This window comes from Haloferax sp. S1W (assembly GCF_044593955.1).
In the GTDB taxonomy this organism is placed as follows: Archaea; Halobacteriota; Halobacteria; order Halobacteriales; family Haloferacaceae; genus Haloferax.
In genome coordinates, this window is the sequence record NZ_CP172595.1 from 2,050,651 (window position 1) to 2,067,800 (window position 17,150).

The window sequence follows — 17,150 nt, forward strand, 5'->3', positions numbered from 1 at the left end:
GTCGAACGTCGAATGGACGGACAGCACGTGCGGGCGTCGGCTATCTCGATTACCCGATTAGACAGTGGTCGAAGACGCCCGCCGCGCAGTCTTCAAAGCAAACGAGTTCACCGTAGCTGTGGGAAAGGTAGAGCGCGCCGTCGGCGACTGCTGGTGTTGACATGTCGGGGGTGCCATCTTTCCACGGAATCACCCGTCCGACTTCAGTACCTGTCTCGGGGTCGAGAACGAGCAAAAATGAACCATCGCCTTCGTTTTCGCCGAGCGAACGATACGCGCTAACGTAGAGTTTGTCGGTGGCGATGACGGGTGTCGACTGATGGATATAGCGGTCGTCTGTTCCACCGACCCTCCAAACCTCCTCGCCGGTGTCGAGTCGGCGTGCAACGAGGTACCGAAATTCGTTGTGATAGAGCCGTGTCCCGTCCGTGACAATGGTATCTTCGAGCATCCCAGCGTTGAGGTCGACACTCCACTGTTGGGTTCCAGTGTCGATATCAAACGAGTACAACCGTTCCTCCCGCCCGTGTTCGGAAAGGACGAGTAGTTGATTGTCAGAGATAGTGACCGCTCCAATAGGACCGGCGTCGTACGTTTCCATCGGTTCACCAGTCGTCGCGTCGAGCGCGAGGACACAACCATCGCTGGAGAGCGGTGCGTAACACGTGTCGCCATCGAGTGTGAGTCGCCAGAGGGTCCCTCCATCGAAGTTCTCCAACGACTGTTCCCACACGCCTTCGCCGGTCTGACGGTCGATGCCGTACAGCACCTCGGGTTGGCCACCATCGTCTGTCCCGTACGAACCAGCAATGACGAGGTCGTCAGTGACGATTGGTGATGCGTAGTCTGGCAACGGTTGGTGTGGGCCGAGGTTCTGGAACGTCCACAGGAGTTCGCCATCCGTCGAGACGGCCTTGACGCCGTCGTGTGTCTGGGCGAACAGTCGGTCGCCACCGAAGACCGGCGGCCCCTGATGGTAGAAGTAGTAGAACTCGTCTGTCTCCCATAGGTGCGTCTCCCACTGCGTCTCGCCGGTTTTGGCGTCGAACGCGCCGAGCCACGTCCCACCGGACTTCTCACGTCGTGCCTCGCGAGAATCGAGATGGTAGACTGTGCCGTCGGCGACGACCGGCATCGTCGGTGGGAAAGCGTCCCGCATCTCCCGAGACCACGCAATATAGGCATCCGAGCCGGGACCCGAAACGTCGGTGACGTACCTGTTCGTCTCGGGCGGCCATCGCCCCTCGTGAGACGGACGGTCGTAGGTTAGACACCCGGCAGTCGACGCGAGACCGGCAGCACCGAGGGCGGCGAGGAACTGCCGACGAGATGGGGAGGGCATGGCAAAATAGTTGAATATCCAATACAAAAACGAACCGGCCGCGACCATCTGATATCTCTCATCGAGCATCAACGCCCAACCCCCTCGACACCGACTCCCACGCGCACGAGGAGAAAGGCGGCTTTTTACGGCCTGATGGGCTAACAGCCTCTATGAGCCTACCCGACGCCGGTGAGCGCGTCCCTCTCTCCTGTCCGACGTGCTCGCCCGACGAACCCACCGTCCACGAGGTGCTGAAACCCGGCGGTCACTCGACCGTCCGCTGTACCGAGTGCGGTCACGTTCACAAAGAAAAAGTCGAGATACCCGACGAAATCGACATGAACGTCGTCGTCTCGCAGGACGGGTCGTCCGTCTCGACGACGGTCTCCGCCCCCAAAGAAGCCGAGATTGCGAACGGCGAGGAGTTCATCGTCGACACCCCCGAAGCAATCCAACTCGTGCGTATCACGGGCATCGAAGTCGGTCCCGAAGAGCGCACCGAGGAGGCGCAGGTGAAGGACGTGAAAACCGTCTGGACTCGCGTGGTCGACAACGTCGCCGTCAACGTCACCGTCCACCCCAAGGACGGCAAGCGCGAGGACACCCGAAGTATCACCGTCAACGTCCCCGGCGACTACGAGTTCGTCGTCGGCGATACAGAGTCCTTCGGCGACGAAGAAGTGGCAATCGAGGGACTCGTCGTCCGCGAAGACGCCCCCGAATACCGCCACGGCAAACTCGACCACGCAGGCGACATGGTCTACGCGAAGGACGCAAAGCGCGTCTACGCGCGCGACCAGACCTCGACTGCGTGGTCCGCCTGGTAGAATAGCGAGGCCCACCGGCTCACACAGCACCCCACACGGAACCACCTAACTTCTCGCACCCCATCGGTGCGGACAATGCCTACCCGCGACCGGTCGCGTTTCGCTGTCGAATCGCTTGCGCTCCTCTGGGCCGCCCGCGAGAGCGGCGTCATCGACGCGCTCACGACCAGTGCCGGGACCGCCGAAGCCGTCGCCGAGACGGCCGGTATCGACCCGCGAGCGGCCCGCATCACGGTCGAAGCGCTCGCTTCGATGGGCTTTATCAAGCGCGTCGGCGACGAGTACGAGATTACGAATCGCGCGCTCGGATTCCTCGCCAAGCGCGACGTCCGGTCTATCGGTCGTCTCCCGAACGCGCTCGACCGGTTTTCGCTCTACACTGCTCTCCCCGCGACGATAGAGCGCGGCGAGCCACCGGCGCTCCCGGACGGGTGGACGCGGAACCGTCTCGGCGCGCACGACGCAACCGACGAGTCGGTCGTCCGCGCGTGCGTGACCGCCGCAGTTCGTGCGGCACCGGATGCGACTCGCGTCCTCGACCTCGCGGGCGCATCGGGGACCTTCACCCGTGAGTTCCTCGCGCGCGGGTTCGAGGTGACGTTCGTCGACACCCCGGAGACGACCGAGGTGGTTCGACCACTTCTCTCGCGGGCCGGTGCTGAACTCGTCGCAGGCGACCCGACGAACCCACCCGTCGAGGGCGTCGGCCTCGTCTTCGTCGGTGACGCGTTCGCCGGACGTGACGCAGACGACGCAGCGGCGCTGGTTGCTGCTGCGCACGACGCCCTCGAACCGGGTGGGACGGCCGTCTTTGTCGATTCCCTCTACGGTCGGTGTTCTGCCGAGGCGACGACCCAAGTCGCGGTCGATGCGCTGGCACTCGGTCGCGGAGACCTGCACGACGAGTCAGTAGTCCGGTCGTGGGTCGAATCCGCCGGATTCACCCGACAGACGGTCCGAGACGTGCCCGGAACCGACGTGCAGGCGGTCGTCGCCGAGCGTGCGGTTGATTAAGGGCGACCGCCGAGACCCTATATGGACCACTCGGTGTTGCGCGAGGACATGGTCGACGGGTTAGAGCACTCGCTCGACCAGTTCGACGAGGCAGTCAACCTCGCCATGCGGAACGTCCCGCGCCACGAGTTCGTCACCGACTCCCCGTACCAGAACAAGCCGACGGCACACCGGGACACGAACACGACGATTCTCGCGCCCACCACAGTCGCGCGCCTCCTGACCGCCCTCGACGCAGAACCCGACGACAACGTACTCGTCGTCGGCGCGGGCGTCGGCTACACGGCGGCCGTCGTCGCCGAAGTCGTCGGCGACCCGCACGTCCACGCGGTCGATATCACCCGTTCACTCGTCTACGAGGCGCGGACGAATCTCCAGCGGGCGGGCTACGAAGGTGTCCTCGTCGACTGCCGCGACGGGGCCGACGGACTCCCAGAGTATGCCCCCTACGACCGTATCCTCGTCGAAGCCTCGGCCGTTCGGCCACCGCGGAAACTCCTCGAACAACTCGCCGACGGCGGCCGACTCGTCATGCCGAAGGGGACGACAGAACAGACGCTCGTCGCCGTCGAAGATGGCGACATCGCCGAGAAATTCGGCCCGCTCCAGTTCAAACCGCTCCTCGTCGACGGCGAGCAGACGGGCGGTATCGTCCGAAACCGGACGAAGCGTGAAGACCCCGAGTACGAGGGCCGCAGTTGGCACGCCGGGCACGGGTGGGAACAAGACTGGATCGACTGGGGCGCACACCGATAAGCGACGCGCGCTCGGCACCGGCTACGTGACTTTTCCTTCGAGGTAACCGACCCAGATCCCCTGTATCGTCGTTGTGAGCGTCCACACCGCAAGTGCAGCGAGTGCCGAACCGAGCAGAAGTCCGGCCGACTCGAAGCCAGTCGCAACGATGTAAATCGCGATGGTGAGCGCGAGAAAGCGCCCGATTGGCTCGTCTTCGCCGGGGAGGAGGTACGTAACGCGGGACATGCCGTGGTTTTCACACGCGACGAGCGTAACTGTGTTGGGGATGACAACTCAACTCGAACGACATTCTCGGTTCCTCCATCCCGAGAATCTTCAGCTGTTGCTATGCTTGTGTGAGACGTACACATCTTTGGTGAGAATCATGGAGAAGAACGTCGGCGGATACGACAGAATCGCTCGTGCAATCTTCGGACCGGCGCTGATAATCGTCGGTGCTGCGGCGTTGGGAGGCGCGTTTACCATCGCCGCGGGAACGCTCGGACTCGTGGCGGCGGGTGTGCTGCTCGTCGTCGGCGCGGTGCTGGCGACGACCGCAATCATCCAGAAGTGCCCGCTCAATGCACTGTTCGGTATCAACACCTACACGGGTGAAGCGAAAGTCGAGACCGAAGTCCCGGTGAAACCCCGGATGCAGTAACTATTTCTTCGACAGCGACCTCATGCAGGCTCAAGTTTTGAGTCCGCTTCCCGTCAGTGGCACGACCACGTCGTCGTCCGCGTCGATTTCACCCATCGTCCGGAGTTCGCGGAGCGCCGCGGGCGCGACGGCGCACGTCGGTTCCGTGTAGAACCCGTGGCGGTGGAGCCTGTCGAGTTCGTCTTCGACTGCGTCGGCCGAGAGGGCGATGGCGTCGCCGCCCGTCGTCTCGAGCGCGTCGTGAATTTCCGTTTCGCGGACAGGGTTCTCGATTTGAATACCGTCTGCCACGTCGTTCGTCCCTTCCGGCGAACGGTGGAGAGCGTCGGCGATAGGAGCGTATCCGGCGGCCTGCGCACCGTAGAGTCGCGGGATGCTGTCTATCCATCCGGCGTCGCGGAGGGCGCGGAAGCCGCGGTAGGCACCGAGGAACAGCGTTCCGTGACCGAGTGGCGTGACGATTGCATCGGGGACATCCCAGTCGTACTGGGCGGCGAGTTCGTAGGCGACGGTGGCTGTGCCCGCGAAGAACGCCGGGTTCCACGCGTGACTCGCGTACCATGCGTCGCCGTCTTCGACATCCTCGACGCAGGCGTCGGTCACGTCCTGTCGGGAGCCTTCGACGCGGACCGGTTTCGCACCGGCGCGTTCGATGGCCTGGAGCTTCGAGGGCTTGACCGACGCAGGGACGTAAATCTCCGCGTCGATGCCCGCGCGGGCGGCGTAGGTTGCGACGGCGGCACCTGCGTTTCCGGAGGAGTCTTCGACGACGCGCTCGACGCCGAGTTCGGCCGCGAGCGAGAGCATCGTCGTCGCACCGCGGTCTTTGAACGACCCGGTGGGAAAGACGTATTCGAGTTTGAACGAGGCGTCCCACTCGGGTGCACCGACGAGGGGCGTCATCCCCTCGCCGAGGGTAGCATGCGGGTCGGTTGGAAGAAAGTCGTCGAACGCCCAGAGACCGCGGCGGAAGTCGAGGTCGGCCGCGGCAGGCGTCGAATCGGCTGGAAGTGGGGTCTCGGCGAAGTCGAGTGGTGCACCGCACGTACAGCGCCAGCGCCACTCGTCGTGCGTCGAGTCACAGGTTGGGCAGGCGAGACGGAGACGGGCGGGAAGTGAATGAGGGGAGGGCATGGTGAGTCAGTAGGTGTCGATGGTGATGCCGACCGAACAGACGTACTCGCCGGACGCGACCTGCGGGAGGCGACGGGCGCGCCAGAAGATACCGGTGTTGTCGGCCGTCACGCGGGATTTGAGTTGGCCGAACACGTCAGTCACCTCGAAGAGGACATCGCCAGCGGAGACTTCGTTGCCGAGTTCCTGTTTGAACCGGACCAGACCGCCAGCGGGCGACCCGTACTGGTCGAATCCGCGGGCACGGGTCTGCGCTTCGAGTTCTACGTCGCCGTCGAGGAATCCGTACTCCTGGAGGACGTTGTAGACGCCGGTGACGCCCTTCTGGATGCTCTCTTCGTCCCAGCCGACACACCCGCCGAGTTCGGGGTCGATAGTCGGGATTCCGGCGTCGGGACCGGCGCGGGCGAGTTGGCCGTCCGGTCCCTTCTGGTCGAGAACGTATCCGCATCCGAACGCCTTGGCGAGGCGCAAACATTTCGCGTGCATGCGGTGGTGGCGACCACACCGGACGCGGACCTCGTTTATCATCTGACTCGTCGACCCCTGATGAAGGTCTAAGATGAGGTCGGCGCGCCGGGCGACTTCGAACGTCGCCGCGGCGATGCGTTCGGAGGAGGTGCCGCGCTCGTCGCCGGGGTACGCCCGGTTCATCTTCGTGTCGTCGATGGGGTTGCGGTGTTGTGCGACCTGGAACGCGTGATAGTTGACGATGCCGACGACGAGGATTGTCCCCGAGATTTCGGTCGGGTCGAGTTGCGGGACGACCCGCTGGATGACGCCGACGCCGTTGAGTTCGTCGCCGTCGGAGGCTGCCTGCATATAGAGCGTCTTTCCGGGAGACGCACCGTTGATGACGGCGACGGGTAGGCTGACAGTCGCGCCATCGCGCGATTCACCCACCTCGAGGCGGCCCACGTCAATCTCCCCGGGGGCCGCACTCGCCGTTCCCAAGGTTATCATACCGCGAAACTCGGACCCACTTCCCTTTAGGGGTTCGGTCCGTGGAAAACGACCACCAAAGCGGTGGCGCTATGGTCGCCGGGTCGTAAGTTCGGGTCGTGACAGACGACGTTCCCGAACGTCCGCCGACCGCCACGCTGGTCGATGCGCTCGACGTGCCCCGAAACGCCGCTATCGGTGCCGCCGTCGGCCTCGCACTCGCCGTCGGCGCGTACCTCTTTCGCGTGCTCGAACTGTTCGGGCCGTTCGCGGGGACGCGCGAGTACCCGATTCTCGGGCCGGAAGGCTGGTTCCTCATCCTCGCGTTCGTCCTCGCGTCGGCGACGGCACTCCTCGTGGCGACGGTGCTGACGCTCGTCTCGGCGTATCGGCTGAGTAAAGCGCTCTAAACAAGGACCCGACCGGGTCGTTATTCGTCGAAATCGCGTTCGTCGCCGACGAGTTCGCCCAATCGTTCAGCGCCCGCGCGAGTCCCCTTTGCGATGATGAGGTCACCGCCGTGGAGGCGCGTGGTCGACTCCGGCGAGACGACCCACTCTTTGCCGCCAGCGCGGCGGACCGCGATGATGCTCATTCCCGTCTCGGTCTTGACGCGCCGGTCGCCGAGCGTGGATTCGGCCAGCGTACTGGACGGGGCCACGCGAAGGCGGATGATGACTTCGTCGGACTCCTTGACGGCCGCGGCGACGACGGGGTGGGCGTCGATACCGCGGAGAACGCCCTCGGCGATTTCGAGGGCGGCGTCGCTTATTATCTCCGTCGCGCTGGCGAGATGCACGAGGCCACGCAGCGAGACGGGGTCGTCGACGCGACTCGCCGCCCGGAGCGTCCACGCCTCGAAGCGGGACTTGAGCGCGTCCACCTCGGCTTCGAGTTCTTCGACTTCTTCGGCGACGCCCTCGCTGTCGAACAGAACCGCGCCGTAAGCGAGGTCCACGGCGAGTTCGCTCATATCCTTCATCAGGACGATAGAGTCGACGGCGCGTTCGAGGTCACCGATAGTCGGTTCGTCCACGTCCGGCGGGTCGTACCGGATGCCAGTCGCCGCCTCGTGAACCGTCCGAAGACCGTCGTCGCGGCCGCGAAGGAGTAACACGTCGTCCGCGCGGAGGACCGTCTCGTAGTCGGGGTTCGTCACCCACTCGCCGGAGCGGTTGATGGCGACCACGCGGACGCCCGTCTCGGTCTCCATGTTGATGTCGCCGAGAGAGTGGCCAGCGTACCGCGAGTCTCCGGTGAGCTTACAGCGAATCGTCGTCTCGATCGCTTCGGGGAGCGCCGCGCGGATGGCCTCCGGGAGACCGATATCCTCGATGACGATCTTGGCGATGTCGCCAGCGGCGTCGGAAATCTTCTCGGCCGCGCCGACGACGCCGAGGACTGGGGCGAGTTCTTCGGCATCCTCGGGACTTCTGGCGGCCATCATCAGACTCATCCGCGCCTGTAACTGGAGGATATCCATCCGCTCTTCGAGCTCCAGCACCTCGGCTGCGAGTTCCTTGTTCCCGTGGAGGACCGAGGAGTACGAGAGGTCGATGAGTAACTCCGCCGTGTCCTTCATCTCCGCGAGTACAGCTTTCACGCTGACGGGTTCGTACTCCACGTCCTCGGGATTCATGCGCCCGCCTTCACGACGTGACGGGAAAAGGCTTGCCAGGAATATCGGTGCCACCGTTTCTCGACTAGCCTACGCGGTCCACCCATATGACCCCGGCGGGCGTCTTCCCCTGAATGGGGGTGAATAACCACATACTAAGGGGATATAAAGCCCCCCTGATTATCGACATACGTCGAACATGAGTTTAGACAGCATACTCGGGGAAATCGACAGACAGCGCCGGGGGGACCACTGATTGGTGGTCGGTAACATATCCATGGAAACGATAACGCTTTTTTGATATGGTAGGCAACGTTCTGGGTATGTCAGGTGAACTGAAGCGGGGGCTGGAAGGTGTGCTGGTCACAGAATCCGAACTCAGCTTCATCGACGGCGACGCGGGACAACTCATCTACCGCGGGTACTCCATCGAGGACCTCGCACGAGATGCGAGCTACGAAGAGGTCCTGTACCTCCTCTGGCACGGTAAACTTCCGAATAGTGAGGAACTGGACGACTTCTCGACTGATTTAGCGGCCCACCGTTCGGTGGACGACGGCATCCTGGACGTTGCGCGTGAACTCGCAGCGCAGGACGAATCCCCGATGGCGGCCGTTCGGAGCCTCGTCTCCGCCATGTCGGCATACGACGAGAACGCGGACTTCGAGGACGTGACCGACCGCGAAGTCAACCTCGAAAAGGCGAAGCGAATCACGGCGAAGATGCCGTCGCTGCTCGCCGCCTACGCCCGGTTCCGCCGCGGCGAGGACTACGTCGAACCGAAAGCGGACTTGAGCCACGCGGCGAACTTCCTCTACATGCTCAACGGTGAGGAGCCGAACGACGTGCTCGCCGAGACGTTCGACATGGCGCTCGTGCTGCACGCCGACCACGGACTGAACGCCTCGACGTTCTCCGCGATGGTCACTTCGTCCACCCTCTCGGACATGTACAGCGCGGTCACGTCCGCAGTCGGGACGCTCGCAGGGTCGCTCCACGGCGGTGCGAACGCGAACGTCATGCGGATGCTAAAGGACATCGACGACAGCGACATGGACCCCGTCGAGTGGGTCGAAGACGCCCTCGAACGCGGCGAGCGCGTCGCCGGGTTCGGCCACCGCGTCTACAACGTCAAGGACCCCCGCGCGAAGATTCTCGGCGAGAAGTCCGAGGCGCTCGGCGAGGCCGCAGGCGACATGAAGTGGTACGAGATGTCGGTCGCTATCGAGGAGTACATCAGCGAAGAGAAGGGCCTCGCGCCCAACGTGGACTTCTACTCCGCGTCGACGTACTACCAGATGGGCATTCCTATCGACCTCTACACTCCCATCTTCGCCGTCTCTCGCGTCGGTGGCTGGATTGCACACGTCCTCGAACAGTACGAGGATAACCGCCTCATCCGCCCGCGCGCTCGCTACACCGGTGAGAAGGACCTGACGTTCCCCGGAATCGACGAGCGGTAACGAAGCGCGGACGCGATACGGCTGGGTTCATTTTTTCCGGTGGTGGGCTGTAAGCGCCGTCTTCGACACGCTGAGTACCCGCGCCCCGACACGTCAACGACGATTATCGTAATGTGAAATGACAAGTGTGACGTACGAATGCCGTGCGTCATACGCCGAGACGGCCATCGCCGCCGTCTCCCGATTTCACTTTCGCTCCGGGTGGGGGACGTTTATATGGTCGGCCCCCACAAAGGAAAATGCACGTCACACGCGTGCGTTCCCCCCTTCCCCCTTAGACCAACACCGCCGAGCGATAGCACCCGGCGTCGGGACGTGCGATTCGGCAGCACAGAACGAATCTGAGAGTATCCCGAACGATTAAACACTAACGGCGGCGAGTCGTGACCATGCTCTCTCTTTCAGACATCGAAGACGCTCGCGAGCGCGTCGAATCAGTTGCTCGCCGGACACCACTGGAGTACTCTCACACATTCTCCGACATGACCGGGGCGGAAGTACACCTCAAGTTGGAGAACTTCCAGCGGACGGGGTCGTTCAAAATCCGCGGGGCGATGAACCGCATCGCAACCCTCTCCGAGGACGAAAAAGCAGCAGGCGTCGTGACTGCGAGTGCCGGAAACCACGCGCAGGGTGTCGCCCTCGCGGCCTCGCGCGCAGGTGTCGACTCGAAAATCGTGATGCCTGAACACGCGCCCATCTCGAAAGTGAAGGCGACACGCCGCTACGGCGGCGATGTCGTCCTCCACGGGACGGACTACGACGACGCACAGGAACGGGCACACGAAATCGAGGCCGAAGAGGGGCGCACCTACGTCCACGCCTTCGACGACGAGTACGTGATGGCAGGACAGGGGACCATCGGACTCGAAATTGCCGAAGACTGTCCCACCCTCGATACCGTCGTCGTCCCCATCGGAGGTGGCGGTCTCATCTCGGGCATCTCGACGGCCATCAAGGAGCAGTACCCCGACGCGCGCGTCATCGGCGTTCAGGCGGACCGTGCATCGAGTGTCGCCACCTCGCTCCAGAAGGGCGAGATTCAGACCCTCGACGAAGTAGACACTATCGCAGACGGCATCGCGGTCCGTCGCGTCGGCGACAAGACATTCTCGGTTATCGAAGAGCGCGTCGACGAAGTCGTCACCGTCTCGGACGAAGAGATTGCCGTCGCGCTCACCTACCTGCTCGAACGCTCGAAGACGCTGGTCGAAGGGGCCGGTGCAGTCGCACTGGCGGCGCTTATCTTCGAGAAGTTCGACTACGACGCTGACGAGGTCATCGTGCCTGCGCTCTGTGGCGGGAACATCGACATGAACACCCTGACGACGGTCGTCATGCGCGGCCTCGTCGAGACGGGGCGATACCTGAAGATTCGGACCGAACTCAAAGACCGACCGGGGTCGCTCGAACAACTCATCGAAATCGTCGCCGAAGAGCGCGCGAACATCTACGCGATTCGGCACGACCGGACCTCGCGTAAGATTGCGATGAACGCCACGGAGGTCGAAATCGACCTCGAAATGCGTGGCCCCGAGCACGTCGAGACGCTCTTGGCGGCACTCCGCGAGCGGGGGTACGACGTGGAAGTTCTCGACTGAGGTTCCCGCGCTCGACTCCGACGGTCCGCTTTCTTTTCATCTCGATTTTAGGTTTTGGACAATCGCTGACGTTGGTTTCGAGTGATACAGACCCCTCAGGATGGTTTTCAGTTTCTGGGAACCGTCGAGAAAATACACACCCCCACCATACTAAGGTACTTTTTGAAGGGTGTCGAGGCCCTATCGTCCGCACACGGACCACCCCCTCACTAGAAACCATGCTCGACCCAGTCATCGCAAGCCGAGCGCAGTTCGCGCTAACGACCATCGTCCACATCATCTTTCCTGTGATGAGCATGGGACTCGCACCCTTCCTCATCTACTTCACGTGGAAAGATATCCGGTCTGACGACCCGGTGTACGAGCAATTGCGGCGATTCTGGACGAAGATATTCGCCGTCTCGTTCGTCGTCGGAACAGTCACCGGAATCGTCCTCGAATTCGAATTCGGGACCAACTTCGCCGCCTTCTCCACCGCTGCCGGCGAGTTGTTCGGTGGCCCCCTCGCCACCGAGGGGATGATGGCGTTCATGCTCGAAGCAACCTTCCTCGGCGTGTTCGTCTTCGGCCGCGAGAAGGTCTCCGACGCCCTGTACATGGTCTCCGCTGTCGCTGTCGGCCTCGGAACGTGGCTTTCGGCCGTCTGGATTCTCGTCGCCAACTCGTGGATGCAGACGCCCCGTGGATACGAACTCGCGCGCGAGAGCGGGAGCCTCGTCATCTCGCTCGTCGACCCGATTGCCGCCTACGCCAACCCCCGGTTCCCGTGGATGTTCGTCCACATGCAGAACGCTGCCGTCCTCTCTGTCGCCCTCTTTATGGCCGGTGTCGCCGCGTACGTCGTCTGGCGACGTGGTATCGACGCCAGCGACGAGGGGCAAGACGCCCGCTTCTGGCGGAAGACGCTCAAAATCGCGCTCGTCGTGCTCCTCGTGACCGCACCGTTTCAAGTAGTCCACGGCGACGCCTACGGCCGCCACGTCGCCGAGACGCAACCGCAGAAGTTCGCCGCGATGGAAGCGGTCTGGGAGACGGACAGTTACGTCCCCGAGTACATCTTCGCCATCCCGACCGACCTCAGCCAAATCACCGACCCGCGCGCCAAGGAACTGTTCGGCATCGGTATTCCCGGCGGCGCGTCGTGGTTAGCGAGTGGTGGGGACCCGCAAGCCGAGATTACCGGCCTCAACGAGTTCGACACGGAGGCCCCACCGGTGGCTATCATCTTCTGGTCGTTCCGCCTCATGGTCGCCGCCGGGTTCTGGTTTATCGTCCTCGCCTTCTGGGCGGCATACCGCTGGTGGACCGGCGAGTTGTATGACGACGACCTGTTGTTGAAGGCGTTCGTCGGCTCTTCGCTTCTCGGTATCTTCGCCGTCGAAGTCGGCTGGATTGTCACTGAAGTCGGCCGCCAGCCGTGGGTGATTCAGGGCGTCATGAAGACCAGCGATGGCGTGTCACCGGGGCTGACCGCCCTCGAAGCAACCATCACGCTGGCCGGATTCGTCCTCGTCTACACCGGGTTGCTGACGCTGTACGCGTACATCGTCCGACGTATCATCCGCGAGGGGCCGCCAGAAGTAGACGACGCGGGAACGGCCGGGGCGCCCTCGACGACGGAGGTGCCCGCAGATGGCTGACTACGGCACCTTCGCGACGGAGCCGATTTTCGGCTTGCCGCTGCAAGAGCTGTGGTTCGGACTGGTGTTTTTCATCCTCGCCATGTTCCTGTTCCTCGACGGCTTCGACTTCGGCGTCGGCGCGCTGTTTGCGACCCGCGAGGACGAGGAAGAACGCGAGACGCTCCTCGCAGCCATCGGCCCGTTCTGGGACGGAAACGAAGTGTGGCTGGTCGTCTTCGGCGGTGCCCTCTTCGCCGCGTTCCCGCCGGTCTACGCCAACCTGTTCAGTCGCCACTATCTGCTGATGTTCGCCATCCTCGGCGCGCTCATCCTCCGTGGCCTCGCGCCGGAGATGTACGAACAGCGCCACGACGAAGCGTGGCAGACGTGGTGGGGTCGCTCGTTCGTCGTCGGGAGCGTGACTGCCCCATTCTTCCTCGGCGTGTTCGCGGCCCACTGGCTCCTCGGCATCGAAGCGCTGGTGTCGCTTCCGGGCGTCGTCGTCGGACTCGCCGTCGTCGCGCTGACGGTCGTCGCCGGTATCGGATTCATCGGCCTGAAGACCCGCGGCGCACTCCGCGACGACATCGTCGGCTACGGTCCGAAGGCGCTGGCGGCCTATCTCGCGCTCGTCGTCGTCACCCTCGGTTATCTCGTCGCGGTGCGCCCGGACCTCGGCGTCCTCGCACCGGTTCCGCTTGCGCTCGTCGTCGTCTCCCTCGTCGCAGCGGCGGTCTATCTCGTCGCGCTTCGGCGCGACCAGTACACCCTCGCGTTCGCCGCGGTCCCGGTTCTGGTCTTCGCGTTCGTCGCGCTGGTCGCGGTGCTCATGTTCCCGATGGCCGACCCAGCGGTGGGACTGACCGTCTCAGACGCTATCATCTCGATTCTGCCGCTGAACATCATGAGCATCGCGTCGGCGTTGTTGCTGCCGCTCGTCTTCGCGTACTTCGGTATCCTCTACTCGTCGTTCAGCGGCCCCGTCGAAGCAGGTGAATCGTACTCGTAAGCACCACAGCACCGCCCGCTAAGTCACCCAAGAATCGCACCGCAGCACGACTCAAGCCACCACAACAATCGCATCCAACCAAGCCACCACAACAACCGCACCAACCTCACATCCATGGTCACACTTCCACCTACGCAATCCACCGTCGAATCGCTCACAAAACCGATTACACTCGTCGGGCTCGCCCTGATAGTAGCGAGCATCTCGGCCGCGGCCGTCGCGCTCAGCACCGGCGACGTTGTCACCGCGCTCGGGATGGTGTTGCTCCTCACCTCGGGCGTCCTCGCAACCGGTATCGGTCTGTCCGGGAGGTCCGTCTAAGGAGACGCCCGCAAGTCGTCGTCCCGTCCCACTTTCGGCCCGTCCTCCACGCCCACATCCGCCCCGTCCACCACACCCACATCCGCCCCATCCTCCACACCCACCTTCGCCCCACCCTCTACACCCATATCCGCCCCGTCCATTCCCACCTAATTTATCACGCCGTGGCGAAATCTGCCGGATATGAAGCGCGTCATCGAAACAGACGAAGCGCCGGCCGCAGTCGGTGCGTACAGTCAGGCAACGACCAACGGTTCGATTCTCTTCACCGCGGGCCAGATTCCCATGACGCCGGACGGCGAACTCCTCGACGACGAGGACATCGCCACGCAGACGAAGCAGTCGCTCGACAACGTGATGGCCATCCTCGAAGAGGAGGGTGCCGACGCGAGTGACGTGCTCAAGACCACCGTCTTCCTCGCCGACATCGACGACTTCTCGGAGATGAACGAGACGTACGCGACGTACTTCGACGACGAACCGCCGGCACGCTCGGCCGTCGAAGCCGGTAACCTCCCGAAGGGCGTTGGCGTCGAAATCGAGGCCATCGCCGCCGTCGACGAGGAGTGAGTCGCCACCGACGTTCCGCCATCGTCTGGGGACTCGTGAGTGTCCTCCTCGTGGGCGTCATCGCGCAGACTTCGGTCCTCCTCGGACTCGGCCTCGACCTGCCGTTCGGGACGGTTGCGGCGGTGGCACTGGTATCCGGTGTCGTCGTTGCGTCCGTGGCATACGTCATCGAACCTCGGCTCGAACGGAAAGGAAGGGCTTAAATTATCCAGGCGGAAACGTTGCATTGTAAGCCAGGATGGCCGAGCGGTAAGGCGCACGCCTGGAAAGCGTGTTCCCTTTGGGATCGGGGGTTCAAATCCCTCTCCTGGCGCTTCTTCCGAAGACTACGCCCCCGAGCGATGCGTCTCGGCGCATCGCGACGGCCGTTTTCGTGAAGCGCCCCAGAGGGATTTGAATCAGGGAGCGAACGGAGTGAGCGACCGAGGTTCAAATCCCTCTCCTGGCGCTTCTTCCGAACTCAACTCACACAGCAGCGCGTCTCGTCGCGCTGCGGACGACGAGTTCGGTGGAGCGCCCGTGGCGCTTCTCAGAAACGACGACACCGAGCGACGCCACCACTCACGTTCTTTGCACGGTTCTCTGCTCTGTCCCACCTTCCCACCGAAGGACGACATCGGCCGTGTCGTCGTCGGAGAAATAGACCTGAACAGGTCGAGTCGTCGTCTTCGTCTCCCCCGCGGGAACCCTGACTTCGATTTCGCTCTGGTCCGACAGTCCAGCGGGGCCGAGTTCGGCGAGGAACCTCCCATCCCGGTCGCCGGTGTTCTGGACCGTCAACGACACGTCCACGTCCGTTTCGGGAGCGGCGGTTTCAGGAACCACGAACGACTCGACGGTGAAGTCGGGCGCGCGCCTGAGTGATGCAACGATGTCGTCCGAGAGCGTCCACGAAACCGTCTGGGTGCCACGCCACCGGACCGCCACGTCCGTCAGCCCTTCGTCGGTCGGAATCGGAAAGCCAAACGACCGAATCGTCTCAGTTGCACCCGGCGAGTGGACGGGGTATCGGTCCTCAACCGACCCCTGGTTGGTTTCTGCGACGACATCAAGCTCCGACGGTGTCGGACCGTCGCCCTCGACGGCGAGGTCGACGACGAGAAACTGCGCCCCCGCTTCCCAGACTGGGTCGATGTGAACGGTTCCAAACTTGGCGATACCGTGGCGAACGCGTGGGTTCGAAACACGGACAGCAAAACTCCCCGCGTCGTGCGATTCACCAACCGGAAGTTCCGTAGAGCGACTGCTTCCGAGACACCCGGCGGTGGAGAAAGAGAACGTCGCGAACGCCGCGAGAAGCGCTCGTCTGGAGGGCATAGAGAGACAACAGTCGCTCAAAGTAAGTGCTTTCTGCCGCTTTTGCGGCGTGGACACAGCGAGATGCGGTCAGACGAGAAACTGTTCGTCTTGGTTCCCGACGCCCCGGAATCGCCAGCAAGTATATTGGCGTGTGACGGCAAGACAAGGTGGGCAAAACTCCCGACCTTATCCGGTCCGAATGAATTCGAACACCGGAGAGCGTCCCTTCTGTATCAGCACAGTGTGCAAAACATTCATCCCTATGGGAATCAATACCACGTTTGACAATGCCTGACACCAAGAGCGGCCGAGAGAAGAAGGGTCTCAACAAGCAGTTTCAACTCACCGAACGACTGTACGAACGAGAACTGTCGGTGTTAGAAGGCGAAGAAGAAGAAGAGCCCTCGCTTGAAGACGCCTCCGGCGAGTTCCTCGCGGAGGAGCTTCCGGAAGACGCCTGACGCGCTGCGCGGGCAGGCACACAGGCGATTTTTTATCGACGGAATTACAATCCGAAAGCGTGCCATATCGCGCGAACTACACGACGCTCTTCGTCAAGTCGCATCTCCACCCGCCGGATGAGACGCTCAACCTCGACTGGGCAGACAATGTCGGCGACGCGACAGACGACTTCGAGTTCGACGTTCCGACCGACGACCCGCGCGACCCGTATCTCGGCATTCAGGCCTTCGATGTCGGCGAGTACGGACACGAGATCCAGATAAACGGCCAGTCGCTGTCGGGGTTCGACGTGCCGCCGAACGATGGCTGGCAGTACTGGGTCGACACTATCACGGGTTCCGAACTTGTCGGGGGGACGAACACGCTTCGCTTCGTCCGCGACGAGGCGAGCAACGACGCCTTCGCCATCGGAACGGTCACCATCCACTGGAAGGAACCCACCGACAAATAGCATATAAACACCGGCCGTGGTTCCTCCAATAATGGTGTATGGTGACATATACCACTACACCGGTTGATGGAATCAATGGCGTCGCAGTCACTCG

Annotated in this window: 20 protein-coding genes and 1 tRNA gene; 15 read left to right on the forward strand and 6 right to left on the reverse strand. The window is 62.9% G+C overall.

Translation table 11 applies throughout. The features are described 5' to 3' along the window. Positions 1-49: 49 nt before the first annotated feature. Positions 50-1,342, reverse strand: a complete 1,293-nt coding sequence (locus ACH9L7_RS10770) for a PQQ-binding-like beta-propeller repeat protein (RefSeq protein WP_396610707.1) — start codon at positions 1,340-1,342, stop codon at positions 50-52. Positions 1,343-1,494: 152 nt separating this feature from the next. On the opposite strand from ACH9L7_RS10770, the gene ACH9L7_RS10775 reads away from it, so the two are divergent. The 3 genes from ACH9L7_RS10775 to ACH9L7_RS10785 all read left to right on the forward strand — a co-directional run bounded on the left by ACH9L7_RS10775 (position 1,495) and on the right by ACH9L7_RS10785 (position 3,921). Then, positions 1,495-2,151 carry an HVO_0476 family zinc finger protein gene (locus tag ACH9L7_RS10775; RefSeq protein WP_396610708.1) on the forward strand — a complete coding sequence of 219 codons (657 nt, stop codon included), beginning with the start codon at positions 1,495-1,497 and terminating at the stop codon, positions 2,149-2,151. 75 nt (positions 2,152-2,226) lie between these two features. Beyond that, positions 2,227-3,165, forward strand: coding sequence for a methyltransferase domain-containing protein (locus ACH9L7_RS10780; protein ID WP_396610709.1), 939 nt, complete (start codon positions 2,227-2,229; stop codon positions 3,163-3,165). Between the two features lie 21 nt (positions 3,166-3,186). Further along, complete coding sequence (locus tag ACH9L7_RS10785) at positions 3,187-3,921, forward strand: protein-L-isoaspartate O-methyltransferase (RefSeq protein WP_396610710.1); 735 nt, start codon at positions 3,187-3,189, stop codon at positions 3,919-3,921. A 21-nt stretch (positions 3,922-3,942) separates the two neighbouring features. On the opposite strand, the gene ACH9L7_RS10790 is transcribed toward ACH9L7_RS10785, so the two are convergent. Beyond that, positions 3,943-4,149, reverse strand: coding sequence for a hypothetical protein (locus ACH9L7_RS10790; protein WP_396610711.1), 207 nt, complete (start codon positions 4,147-4,149; stop codon positions 3,943-3,945). 139 nt (positions 4,150-4,288) lie between these two features. On the opposite strand from ACH9L7_RS10790, the gene ACH9L7_RS10795 reads away from it, so the two are divergent. Continuing rightward, positions 4,289-4,564, forward strand: coding sequence for a DUF2892 domain-containing protein (locus ACH9L7_RS10795; RefSeq protein ID WP_396610712.1), 276 nt, complete (start codon positions 4,289-4,291; stop codon positions 4,562-4,564). A gap of 30 nt (positions 4,565-4,594) precedes the next feature. Here the strand turns inward: ACH9L7_RS10795 and ACH9L7_RS10800 are convergent, their stop codons facing one another. Then, positions 4,595-5,698, reverse strand: a complete 1,104-nt coding sequence (locus tag ACH9L7_RS10800; protein WP_396610713.1) for a pyridoxal-phosphate dependent enzyme — start codon at positions 5,696-5,698, stop codon at positions 4,595-4,597. 6 nt (positions 5,699-5,704) lie between these two features. Continuing rightward, a complete protein-coding gene (locus ACH9L7_RS10805) occupies positions 5,705-6,661 on the reverse strand; it encodes a succinylglutamate desuccinylase/aspartoacylase family protein (protein WP_396610714.1) in 957 nt (318 codons plus the stop codon). Positions 6,662-6,759: 98 nt separating this feature from the next. On the opposite strand from ACH9L7_RS10805, the gene ACH9L7_RS10810 reads away from it, so the two are divergent. Next, complete coding sequence (locus ACH9L7_RS10810; RefSeq protein WP_396610715.1) at positions 6,760-7,050, forward strand: hypothetical protein; 291 nt, start codon at positions 6,760-6,762, stop codon at positions 7,048-7,050. Positions 7,051-7,070: 20 nt separating this feature from the next. Here ACH9L7_RS10810 and ACH9L7_RS10815 read toward each other — a convergent pair whose 3' ends face one another. Further along, positions 7,071-8,279 carry a potassium channel family protein gene (locus tag ACH9L7_RS10815; protein WP_396610716.1) on the reverse strand — a complete coding sequence of 403 codons (1,209 nt, stop codon included), beginning with the start codon at positions 8,277-8,279 and terminating at the stop codon, positions 7,071-7,073. 302 nt (positions 8,280-8,581) lie between these two features. On the opposite strand from ACH9L7_RS10815, the gene citZ reads away from it, so the two are divergent. The 8 genes from citZ (at position 8,582) to ACH9L7_RS10855 (ending at position 15,157) form a co-directional block, all read left to right on the forward strand. After that, a complete protein-coding gene (gene citZ, locus ACH9L7_RS10820) occupies positions 8,582-9,721 on the forward strand; it encodes a citrate synthase (RefSeq protein WP_396610717.1) in 1,140 nt (379 codons plus the stop codon). A 389-nt stretch (positions 9,722-10,110) separates the two neighbouring features. Next, positions 10,111-11,322 (forward strand): threonine ammonia-lyase, encoded by a 1,212-nt coding sequence (gene ilvA / locus ACH9L7_RS10825; RefSeq protein ID WP_396610718.1) that lies wholly within the window; start codon positions 10,111-10,113, stop codon positions 11,320-11,322. Positions 11,323-11,540: 218 nt separating this feature from the next. Then, the gene (locus tag ACH9L7_RS10830; RefSeq protein ID WP_396610719.1) at positions 11,541-12,962 is read left to right on the forward strand and encodes a cytochrome ubiquinol oxidase subunit I; all 1,422 of its coding nucleotides are present in this window, start codon (positions 11,541-11,543) and stop codon (positions 12,960-12,962) included. Continuing rightward, positions 12,955-13,953, forward strand: coding sequence for a cytochrome d ubiquinol oxidase subunit II (locus ACH9L7_RS10835; protein ID WP_396610720.1), 999 nt, complete (start codon positions 12,955-12,957; stop codon positions 13,951-13,953). Before ACH9L7_RS10830 ends, ACH9L7_RS10835 begins: the two co-directional genes overlap by 8 nt. Before the next feature lie 114 nt (positions 13,954-14,067). Continuing rightward, complete coding sequence (locus ACH9L7_RS10840) at positions 14,068-14,274, forward strand: hypothetical protein (RefSeq protein WP_396610721.1); 207 nt, start codon at positions 14,068-14,070, stop codon at positions 14,272-14,274. A gap of 183 nt (positions 14,275-14,457) precedes the next feature. Beyond that, complete coding sequence (locus ACH9L7_RS10845; RefSeq protein ID WP_396610722.1) at positions 14,458-14,844, forward strand: Rid family detoxifying hydrolase; 387 nt, start codon at positions 14,458-14,460, stop codon at positions 14,842-14,844. Then, positions 14,841-15,047 (forward strand): hypothetical protein, encoded by a 207-nt coding sequence (locus tag ACH9L7_RS10850; RefSeq protein ID WP_396610723.1) that lies wholly within the window; start codon positions 14,841-14,843, stop codon positions 15,045-15,047. Before ACH9L7_RS10845 ends, ACH9L7_RS10850 begins: the two co-directional genes overlap by 4 nt. Positions 15,048-15,076: 29 nt before the next feature. Then, a tRNA-Ser gene (locus tag ACH9L7_RS10855) sits at positions 15,077-15,157 on the forward strand. A gap of 248 nt (positions 15,158-15,405) precedes the next feature. Here ACH9L7_RS10855 and ACH9L7_RS10860 read toward each other — a convergent pair. Next, entirely contained in the window at positions 15,406-16,161 is a 756-nt protein-coding gene (locus tag ACH9L7_RS10860; RefSeq protein WP_396610724.1) for a hypothetical protein, read from the reverse strand. A gap of 269 nt (positions 16,162-16,430) precedes the next feature. Here ACH9L7_RS10860 and ACH9L7_RS10865 point away from each other — a divergent pair, with 269 nt between their 5' ends. Continuing rightward, on the forward strand, positions 16,431-16,604 hold the full coding sequence (locus tag ACH9L7_RS10865; protein WP_396610725.1) for a hypothetical protein: 174 nt from the start codon (positions 16,431-16,433) through the stop codon (positions 16,602-16,604). Positions 16,605-16,663: 59 nt separating this feature from the next. Further along, entirely contained in the window at positions 16,664-17,056 is a 393-nt protein-coding gene (locus ACH9L7_RS10870) for a hypothetical protein (protein WP_396610726.1), read from the forward strand. Positions 17,057-17,150 lie beyond the last annotated feature (94 nt).

What these genes read in the sequence shown, in the direction of transcription:
- ACH9L7_RS10770 (WP_396610707.1), bottom strand. Translation starts at nt 1,342, where the DNA reads ATGCCCTCCCCATCTCGTCGGCAGTTCCTCGCCGCCCTCGGTGCTGCC.
- ACH9L7_RS10775 (WP_396610708.1), top strand. Translation starts at nt 1,495, where the DNA reads ATGAGCCTACCCGACGCCGGTGAGCGCGTCCCTCTCTCCTGTCCGACG.
- ACH9L7_RS10780 (WP_396610709.1), top strand. Translation starts at nt 2,227, where the DNA reads ATGCCTACCCGCGACCGGTCGCGTTTCGCTGTCGAATCGCTTGCGCTC.
- ACH9L7_RS10785 (WP_396610710.1), top strand. Translation starts at nt 3,187, where the DNA reads ATGGACCACTCGGTGTTGCGCGAGGACATGGTCGACGGGTTAGAGCAC.
- ACH9L7_RS10790 (WP_396610711.1), bottom strand. Translation starts at nt 4,149, where the DNA reads ATGTCCCGCGTTACGTACCTCCTCCCCGGCGAAGACGAGCCAATCGGG.
- ACH9L7_RS10795 (WP_396610712.1), top strand. Translation starts at nt 4,289, where the DNA reads ATGGAGAAGAACGTCGGCGGATACGACAGAATCGCTCGTGCAATCTTC.
- ACH9L7_RS10800 (WP_396610713.1), bottom strand. Translation starts at nt 5,698, where the DNA reads ATGCCCTCCCCTCATTCACTTCCCGCCCGTCTCCGTCTCGCCTGCCCA.
- ACH9L7_RS10805 (WP_396610714.1), bottom strand. Translation starts at nt 6,661, where the DNA reads ATGATAACCTTGGGAACGGCGAGTGCGGCCCCCGGGGAGATTGACGTG.
- ACH9L7_RS10815 (WP_396610716.1), bottom strand. Translation starts at nt 8,279, where the DNA reads ATGAATCCCGAGGACGTGGAGTACGAACCCGTCAGCGTGAAAGCTGTA.
- citZ (WP_396610717.1), top strand. Translation starts at nt 8,582, where the DNA reads ATGTCAGGTGAACTGAAGCGGGGGCTGGAAGGTGTGCTGGTCACAGAA.
- ilvA (WP_396610718.1), top strand. Translation starts at nt 10,111, where the DNA reads ATGCTCTCTCTTTCAGACATCGAAGACGCTCGCGAGCGCGTCGAATCA.
- ACH9L7_RS10830 (WP_396610719.1), top strand. Translation starts at nt 11,541, where the DNA reads ATGCTCGACCCAGTCATCGCAAGCCGAGCGCAGTTCGCGCTAACGACC.
- ACH9L7_RS10835 (WP_396610720.1), top strand. Translation starts at nt 12,955, where the DNA reads ATGGCTGACTACGGCACCTTCGCGACGGAGCCGATTTTCGGCTTGCCG.
- ACH9L7_RS10840 (WP_396610721.1), top strand. Translation starts at nt 14,068, where the DNA reads ATGGTCACACTTCCACCTACGCAATCCACCGTCGAATCGCTCACAAAA.
- ACH9L7_RS10845 (WP_396610722.1), top strand. Translation starts at nt 14,458, where the DNA reads ATGAAGCGCGTCATCGAAACAGACGAAGCGCCGGCCGCAGTCGGTGCG.
- ACH9L7_RS10860 (WP_396610724.1), bottom strand. Translation starts at nt 16,161, where the DNA reads ATGCCCTCCAGACGAGCGCTTCTCGCGGCGTTCGCGACGTTCTCTTTC.
- ACH9L7_RS10865 (WP_396610725.1), top strand. Translation starts at nt 16,431, where the DNA reads ATGCCTGACACCAAGAGCGGCCGAGAGAAGAAGGGTCTCAACAAGCAG.